This window comes from Bradyrhizobium sp. BTAi1 (genome assembly GCF_000015165.1).
In the GTDB taxonomy this organism is placed as follows: domain Bacteria; phylum Pseudomonadota; class Alphaproteobacteria; order Rhizobiales; family Xanthobacteraceae; genus Bradyrhizobium; species Bradyrhizobium denitrificans.
Genome location: NC_009475.1, coordinates 220,225 through 228,826, shown reverse-complemented (window position 1 = coordinate 228,826; position 8,602 = coordinate 220,225). Strand labels below are relative to the sequence as shown.

Here is an 8,602-nt window from a genome sequence, read left to right as displayed (position 1 = left end):
TCTACTTTAGCATGAGTCGGCGCCTCCCTCCGCTCCCGCCGCTGCATCGAAAGGTGCCGCCATTGTGCATCGTCTCGATCAAATATATCCTCGCGCGCAGCTCCGCAAAGTGCTCCGAACCGTCCCCCTCGCCCACTCTTGCCAGCGCGGGCCGCCGCGACATTATTCACCGCGGACGGTGGCACGCTGCATCCAGCCCCTGTCAGCCCGCTTCAGCCGCCTCGTCAGCGACACGGGCTTTTCATCGCCCTCGTTGGACGGGCGAAGAGTCGGCAGCGACGGCTCACTATTCCCGAGCCATCTCAGATGAATCGAGGGCTTCCCCGCCTACGCTGTACCGCCGCCGGGCAAACACGCTGTCGACGCTTCGGTCCGGATCTGCTGGACAAGCCCCGCCCGGCGCGCGGCGAGCGGATATTCGAGGCGGCCGTCCTGGGTATTATAATACCATCAACGCCGGAGCCTTGCAAATTCACGACGCTGACTAAACGCCTCTTGCAGCGGGGACTTTCTGCAGCGGCGCCCCGTTCCCGTGTGCCGCCAACGGCGGGTCCTGGGTGCCATCCCGTTCGCGACCGCGACCGGATAGGCGACCTGGACTCGGTTCGCCACCTCGGCCGGGCACGACCAAGCAGCAGAGAACTGGCCTCGCCCGGCTCAATTGTAATGGCAGTGACTTGGCCCGGCTTCGGACAGTCGGCCGAGGCGAAGTCCATCGCCAAGCTTGAGATGCGCTTGGTTCGGCGCATTCGCACGCAGGGGCGCGGCATCGCTGGAGTTAGGGATGGGGCCATCACATGCGACATTGGGTTGACCCGGTCGAGGGGTGAATCGACCTCGCGGCGGACTGTCCTAATCGAGTTCAACAAGACGAGGCGCCCAGTGCCGAAGGCCAGCCGCTCCTTTGGATAGCAAGCAGCAAAGCAGCCGCACCGAGCCTCGGCCCGATGGGAGATCCGCCGAGATCCGAGCTGCGAGCCACTCCAACATAGCGACATCGGACGGGCGGAACTCTTGCCAGATAACAGCGCCCCGGGAAGAGTTTGTTGTCAGCTGACAACAGGGGGCTTGCCTGGGATGGATGTTGTCAGCTGACAACATCTCCCTGTTGCGCTGGCTCCCAATGCCATTCAGCACAGGCTCGCGGGGAGGCACCAAAGAGGAGGGGTGGCATTCATAGAATGCTAACCTTAAAAATTCGGCCTCGGACGAGTTTCGCGCCAAGCTTCGAGATAGGCGAGGTCCGAGGCCAGCGCCCGCAGACTATTCTCGCCATGCCCTCGCGCGCGAGGTGCTTCAGCGTTTCGACGTCGTCGTCGGTCAGGAGCGCGGCGAGCCGGTCGCGCCGTTTCATCGGCAGGATCGCCGAGAGCGTATCGAGCTGCAGCGCCCGCCGGGTTTCGGGGTCGGAGATCAGCGGACGGGAGGTGATGTCGTCCATCGGCGTTGCTCAGTCAGAAGCCGTAAGTTCGATCCGCCCAGCGCAGTAGCACGCGGGCGTCGGGGTCGGGCAGGCGCACGCGCTGCGCCTTCAGGCCTTGCGCAATCGCCAGGCCGACGTCGGGATCGACCCAGTGGCCGTGGATCATCAGGAAGAACCAGCCGAAGGGCAGGCCGATCTCGCGGTCCACGGCCTCGATCCGGTCCATCAGGATATGAATGGACGCATCCTTTGGCGGCGCGAGCCGCTCGGCCAGCGGCTGCAGCGGCCGGGGGACAAAGCCGACTTCGCGCTCTCCGTTGTGCGTATAATCGCGGACATCGAGCGCCCAATGTTCGAAGACGCGATGCGGCCTGGCGCTCGAGTCCTCCCAGTCCCGAAAGAACCGTAACTCCCGAGGCACGTAGTCGAACCAATCCGGGACCGCCTCAAGAAACGGGGTTTCGCGCGTCCCCCAAGGTCCGACTTCGCGAATGACACGCCCCTCCATCTCGGGCCGCTTGGCTTCGCGTTTCTCACGTTCGATGCGGCCGCAACGATCGAGAAAACTGCGAACGTGGATCACCGCGCCGCCGGCTCGGCCGAGGAGGCGATAGACCGGACCGGCCAGGCGATCCGACTGAGGCGGCTGATCAGTGCGGGGCCAGCTCGGATCGAGCAGTTCCTCTTGGCCAAACGGGCGGTAGTTCGGATTGACGATCGGGCCGGCTCGCCATTCGATTTCTCGCCCGAGCGCGATCTGAACATAGTCGGCTGCGCCTGGCCCGGTCGGCGCGAAGACAAACGCGCTGGTGCCGCGCCACTCGGTGATCTGCAGGTCCGTCTCTTTCAGGCGGCGCCAAAGCGCATCGATGGCGCCGCCGTCCTTGGCGAGCTCCGCCGTCATCCAGGGCCGCAGTTCGCCAATCCGCGTGCCATCCGGTCGAATTACCGAACGGGTGTCGCGCCAGTAGTCATCGTCGATCCGCGCGACGCTGAACTGAAAACCTTCGAAGGCGTGGGCGAGCGCTGGGACGAGGTCGTCGTCAGCCGAGGCCGGATCGAGGTCTGCGAGGACGGCCTCGATTGAACCAGCGTCAGGGAGACGGAGAGGGGAGGCGTTCATCGACTATCGACCATAAAAGCCGCCTCACACGCCGCGAGGGCCGCGCGCTTTTAGCGGGATTGCCGCGATTTCCGTGGCACGCGATCGGCAGGCTGCGCCCCGTCGCCCTGAGCGGGGGCCGAATCGGCGGCGCCCAGGACCTTGTTGGTCCTGCCAACGGCGCAACCGACCCTTCCCTCTGTGTATCCGAGATGATATATACGGATACACTCCACGATCTAGAGGAATGCGCATGGCTTTCCACATCAAGAACCCGGAGACCGATGCGCTGGCCCGCAAGGTGGCGGCGCTGAAAAAAATCGGCCTCACCGAAGCCGTGCACGCCGCACTCGCCCATGAGCTCGAGCGCGAGCAGGGCAAGCCGTCTTTGGTCGACCTCGGCGTCCAGTTCTGCCGGGATCTGCGCGCCAAGGGCAATCCGGCGCAGGGCCAGCCCGCCGACAAGGCGTTCCGCGACAGCCTGTATGAGGACACCTGATGTTCATCGACGCCTCGGCGCTGACTGCGTTGTTGACCGACGAGAACGAGGCGCGTGAGCTTTTGGCCCGCCTGCAGCAGACCGGAACGCGTCTGACCTCGCCGCTGGCGGTGTGGGAGGCGGCGGTCGCGGTGGCGCGCGTGTTGAAACTTTCGGTCAGCGCCGCCGCGGAGGCGGTCGAAGACTATCTCGCGCTGATGGAGATCGCCGTGGTCGCGGTGCCGCCGGAGACGGCACGGATCGCGCTCGACGCCTTCGACCGGTTCGGCAAGGGCCGGCATCCGGCGAGCCTCAACTTCGGGGACTGCTTTGCCTATGCCTGTGCCCGGCATCTGGGCCAGCCCTTGATGTTCAAGGGCGGCGACTTTCCGCAGACCGACATCGAGGCCGCCTGAGGCAGCCGCCAGGCCGTCCCTGCAACCGGAAGGGCAGGGGACTTTGTCTTCCGGAAGGGCAAAGCGCCTCAGCATGGCGGGCTCACAGGCCGATCGGGTGCTCAGACGATCCGATGTCCGGGGCTCCCAGAGCTCAGAATCACTGATTTGCGCCGTGACGTCCAACCCTATCGATAAGGGGGTGGTTATCGATAGTGAGAGAGGTGCGCGAGGGAGCATCGCTATGACGGAAGCCAACTCCGTGTTAGCTTCCGTTTGAGCGATTCCCATTAAGGTTATCAAAGACCTTGCAATCTCGCTACGATATCCCCGATCCGCTGCCCTGGACGCTGTTGGCAGGGCCGCTCGCCGCCGCCGAGGATTCCTTGGCCCGCCTCGACGAGCGGCTGGCCAAGAGCCCGATCCGCGACGGCTGGATCGCCCGCACCCACTTCGCCGACGCCTGCGCCAGTCTGTGGCTCGAGGGCGAGCTCGTCCACCTCGACGATCTCGTTCTCCACGACGCCGGCATGGACGTCCGCGCCCCGACCCACGAGCTCACCCACGCCCACGCCGTGTTGCGGGCGCGCCGGCGCATCGCCGACGCGAAGCCCGACTGGGCGCTGTCGGCGGCCGGGCTCGCCGGGCTGCGGGCCAGGGGAGGGCGCGGCCACCAGGAAGAAGAGGCTTGCGACCGGAACGAGGAAGAGAGCGAGTTTCCAGATATGGACGACGGGCACGGCGAGGCGGACGCGACCGAGCCGTTTCGCGCGCCCCCGACCGACCAGCGGCTGGTCGACGTCTTCGCGGCCGTGGACGCCGCGATCGCCCAGGCCGACCGCACGCTCGCCAGCGAGACGAATGACCGTCGCCTGAAGCGGCCGGAGCGGGACCCGCTGGTGTACGATCTCGACTGGGACGAGGACGAACGTCTCGACGCCTGGCGCGCGGTCGTGGACCAGACACGCAACCTTCCGCCGGCGCTGGCGGCGGCGATCGCCGCCGACGCGTGGCACGCGCTCGAACCGCTGCAGCACTCGCCATGGCTCGGCCGGCTCCTCGCCGCCGCGCTCCTGCGGGCGCGCGGCAAGGCGCGCTCGCACCTGCCTTGCCTCCATGACGGCCTCAAAGCGATCCCGCGCGAGCGGCGGCGGCCGCGCGACGCGGCCTCTCGCCTCGCCGTGCAGCTGGGGGCGATCGCGGCCGCGGCCGAGGCCGGACTGAAGGACCACGACCGCTGGCTGACCGCCCGCACCCTCCTGGCCCGCAAGCTCCGCGGCCGCCGCTCGACCTCCCGGCTGCCGGCGCTGCTCGACTATGTGCTGACGCGACCGGTCGTCTCGGCCGGCATGATCGCGGAGGAGCTAAAGATCACGCCGCGCGGGGCCCAGGATCTGGTCGCGGCGCTGGGGCTGCGTGAGGCGACGGGACGTGGGCGTTATCGCGCGTGGGGTATCCTTTGACATGACATCACGCCATCCGACGCCCCTCGCCATTCCGCCCGCGATGGTGAAAGAGCTTCGCCACCTGCTGGCGTCAGCGATCTCTGACGCCAAAGCCTACGACGTACCGGGCTTATGCCGTCGTTTGAACCTGGCGGACGGCGACGAACAGGAGGCGTTCTCCAGCAAATACAAATATGCTCAGAAGCGGCTTGTGGAGGTATCGGCCGAACAGGTCGTCGCCTCCGCTCGCGAGCTTGCCGCTGAAGAGCAGCACTTCGAGCTAGCTGAGCAATTAGCCAAGATTGACGAGCTCACGGGCCCCGCGGTCACAACGCTCACGCGACGACGCCTGATCGCGCTGTTCGAAGGCCGTCCGCTGGCGCGCGAGATCGACGACATGGAGCTCATTCGCAGCCTGTGGCCCGTCGCGTCGCTGCGCCCGCCCCATCCGAGCGATGAGGCGACGCTGGAGGATTATCTGCATCGCCACACCATCCGCAACGACGACCTGACCCAGCGCGACGTGTTGGAGACGCTGGGCCTACTCAGTTGCTCGCGCGCGCAACTGTTCAAATTCCTCGCCGCGGTCACGGCGCCAGATGCGTTTTCAGGGGCTGAGCAAGTCGAGTTAGCCGAGAAGATCGACGGCCTGTTGCGGCACGACGGCTACACGTTGGCATTGGCGGGGCGAATCTCCGGAAGTCCATTTTACGCTGTTCGATCGACGCCGACCGGATCGCCGGCGGACGCGAGCATCTCTGCGACGCTGGCCGCGTTCGACCCAACGCAGGTGCATGCGCGCTGGACCATGGCGATGGAGCGGCGCGCCTCCGAGCCTGCGGGCGCGATCACGCTGGCGCGAACGCTGCTTGAGGACGTTTGCAAATGGATCCTCGATCAGGCGGGGGAGACTTGGCAGGAGGCCGACGATCTGCCGGTACTCTATCGCAAACTCGCTAAAGTCCTGAAGCTGGCGCCCGACGACCACACGGAGCAGGTCTTCAAACAGATCCTCGGAAGCTGCCAGTCTGTCGTCGAGTCCTTGGGCGCCCTGCGCAACAAACTGAGTGATGCGCACAGCTCTGGCCCAAAGCGCGCGCGCCCGCAGCCACGGCACGCGGAGCTGGCAGTCAATCTTGCTGGCGCGATGGCGACGTTTCTTGTTGCGACCTGGGAGGAGCGCAAGAGCGATGCAAGTGGCCCGACGACGCCGGCATCGCCTAGAATGGGCGGGAAAAAGAGAGAATGACGGTGCTAGCGGCGCGCAGCGCAGGCGCTGGCGCATGTCGGCCCTCTCAACAGCGCCCAGACCGCCACTGCTTTTGCGGATCGGCCGGATGCCTTGCTCGAGCGTGACTCCATAGAAGTGGTTCTGCTGCGCCTCGTGAATGAAATACAGGTTCAACGTTCCCTTCGACCAGGAAGGGAGCGGCAAACTGTCGATAGAGCTTCTGGTATTCGACCTCCTGAAAGCCGAACTCATTAAAGGGCATCGTCGCCTCTCGTGCCGTCGAAATAGCTTCGACGATTGCTCATCCAGATTGCTTTCGAAAGCCGCCATCAAAGATCTCGTGGGGCGGACGGCCAGGCCTCAGAGCCTGCAACGCGACATGGCGCGAATCCTGAACGCGAACGCAGCGCTTTCGCGGCCGGATCGGGGAGAGCTAGGCGGGCGGCGACGCGGCGTCGGCAGCGTGAGTGGACTTGGGTTCGCCGCGGGAGGGGTTTGATGCCGCTACGGCCTGATCGACGGACCTGGGCTCCTCTTTCAGGATTGAAGCTTTAAGCTGCGCGATCCGCTCTTCAATGAATTCATCCGTAACCTCGACCTGAAGCTTTTCGGCGATGAAGTGGAGCCGTGCCTCGCACTCCCGGATCAACTGAGACCACGTCTTGACCCAAACAACGTGCGTATCTTTCTGGATGAGGACGCCCGAGGGGCGTCCCTGCTGGGTGATGCGTTCCCCCACGTCGTCCTCGTATTCGCCGGTCACCAGAAAGAAATTCCAGTAGGTTGACGTGCTGTGAAAGTCGGGCTGTTTTCGGACCGCGTTGACATAGTCCTCAAGCTGGTCGGTCTCCTTGCGACCGATCTTCAACGACGGCCTCTTCAATTCGATCAAAAGGAACTCGCGGTGGAGTTGATCCTGGTGCGGCACGATGCGGCCTAGGAACGAATCGACACGTCCCGACGACCCGTCGGGCTTCGTAACCTTCCTCTTCCCCTTGTGCCCGGTGAGTTCCTCAGAGACGCGCTGCATTACGCGTGAGAGCCCAGCCTCGGCGAGCGTGATGTGGAAGTTCTCTCCGAATATCCACGTGTTGGCCTGCACGAGGACGTCGAGCTCGCCTCGCTCCTTGACGGTACGTCGGTGCGTCGGATTGAAGACAATGCTTTTGAGGACCTCCAGGGCGACGACACGGTCCGCTATCAGCGTCGACGCTGAGATGATGTTGCCCAGATTGGTCTTCTGCAGCAGGCTCGAAAACTCATCCTGACGGTTTTTCGGTAAGTTGAAAACGTGGTGAAGGATGTTGTGGATCGCCTCGGGATTGTGGCGCACCGCCTCGCGGAGCAGGCCGAGCGTGATCTTCTTCAGCGGATTCTCGGCGCGCTTGAAGTCGCGAGAATAGGAGGAGACCGCGTGGATCGCGATGTCGAGCACCTGGCGCTCGCGCTTCTCGACCTCGTCCTTCGGATCACCTTCGTACGGGTAGACGCCTGCGTTCTTAAGCTCTTGAATGAGCTCGGACGACCTTTCCGCTTGGCGCGTGCGGAAGTAGTCGCCGAGTTGATCGCGTATGTGGTCAATGACCTTGATGAAGTCGACGTCATTCAAGCCATCGAACTCGAGGAGGTTAGCGTCGGCGATCTCCTGAAAGAACGGCGCGTATGCGTAAGCCGAGAACTCGAAGCCTGGCGCGGTGACATTAGCCGGGAGGGAACCCAGGACAACGCCGCTCTGCCCACCCAGGTGGATCTTCCGACCGCCTACGCTGTGCTTCCACTCAATCACTTTGATCGATAGGTCCTTGATAACGCGTGTTGGGCAGATGACTGAGTGTGCGGGAAATTCCTTCGAGTGCGCCACAGTGGCGCTGGGATCGACGACGTGGCCGTCGAACGTTATGACGACGTCCGGATATTGCAGGATGTAAGGTGCAAAGACAGCGGCGAAATCCGTCCGCGCTTCCTCTCCTGTGAGCCAGTCAAACGTATCCTTGAGAGGGTTGAGCTCTACGATCGTGCCGGTGGCGACATCACTGTCGGCGAGGCCGACCTCGGTCACCTCGGACTTGTGGAGCGAGTCGGACGCGATTTGAATCGATAGTTTGCGTAGGGTATCGCCGTCCCTATAGACGCTCCACCAACTCGCCCGCTGCGCGACCGAAAAGAAGCGCAATCGGCCTTGCCCCTCTTTCCCGTGCAGTACGCGGTTGAGGTGGGTTCGCTGGCGGCTTCTCTTCCACGAAGCTCCGAGGTTTTCGAAGTCTTCCATCGCTCGTGCCCGGCTGATGCCGTTTCCGTCGTCCCGTACGGTAATAGCATCGAGGCCTCCAAGGGCGTTTCGGTTGAGCTCGACGGAAACGTTTGTTGCATCGGCGTCGAGCGCATTCCAGACGAACTCGGCAAGCGCCCGAATGGGGTCACGGGTCGTCGCAATCTTCTGGAGCGCATCGTGCTGCGCCTTGAGCTCCAGTACTGTCATGTCGGTTCACAACTGTAGATCGCCATCGCCAACCGCCCGTTTGCTTTGC

6 protein-coding genes and 1 pseudogene are annotated in these 8,602 nt (G+C 64.1%); 4 read left to right on the top strand and 3 right to left on the bottom strand.

What is annotated here, in order from left to right; translation table 11 throughout:
* Positions 1-1,220: 1,220 nt before the first annotated feature.
* Positions 1,221-1,441: pseudogene (locus BBTA_RS37990) on the bottom strand (integrase); the annotation flags it as partial.
* Between the two features lie 13 nt (positions 1,442-1,454).
* Positions 1,455-2,546: a hypothetical protein gene (locus tag BBTA_RS37985; protein WP_011931109.1), complete on the bottom strand. Its 1,092-nt coding sequence runs from the start codon at positions 2,544-2,546 to the stop codon at positions 1,455-1,457.
* Positions 2,547-2,778: 232 nt separating this feature from the next.
* Between BBTA_RS37985 and BBTA_RS37980 the strand changes: the two genes are divergently transcribed.
* From BBTA_RS37980 to BBTA_RS37965, 4 genes are all read left to right on the top strand, one after another.
* A complete protein-coding gene (locus BBTA_RS37980; protein ID WP_011931108.1) occupies positions 2,779-3,024 on the top strand; it encodes a type II toxin-antitoxin system VapB family antitoxin in 246 nt (81 codons plus the stop codon).
* Positions 3,024-3,419 carry a type II toxin-antitoxin system VapC family toxin gene (locus BBTA_RS37975; RefSeq protein ID WP_011931107.1) on the top strand — a complete coding sequence of 132 codons (396 nt, stop codon included), beginning with the start codon at positions 3,024-3,026 and terminating at the stop codon, positions 3,417-3,419. Before BBTA_RS37980 ends, BBTA_RS37975 begins: the two co-directional genes overlap by 1 nt.
* 287 nt (positions 3,420-3,706) lie before the next feature.
* Positions 3,707-4,861, top strand: coding sequence for an RHE_PE00001 family protein (locus tag BBTA_RS37970; protein WP_041751839.1), 1,155 nt, complete (start codon positions 3,707-3,709; stop codon positions 4,859-4,861).
* A gap of 1 nt (position 4,862) precedes the next feature.
* Positions 4,863-6,092: an abortive infection family protein gene (locus BBTA_RS37965; protein WP_011931105.1), complete on the top strand. Its 1,230-nt coding sequence runs from the start codon at positions 4,863-4,865 to the stop codon at positions 6,090-6,092.
* Between the two features lie 415 nt (positions 6,093-6,507).
* On the opposite strand, the gene BBTA_RS37960 is transcribed toward BBTA_RS37965, so the two are convergent.
* On the bottom strand, positions 6,508-8,553 hold the full coding sequence (locus BBTA_RS37960; RefSeq protein WP_011931104.1) for an ATP-binding protein: 2,046 nt from the start codon (positions 8,551-8,553) through the stop codon (positions 6,508-6,510).
* Between the last annotated feature and the right edge of the window lie 49 nt (positions 8,554-8,602).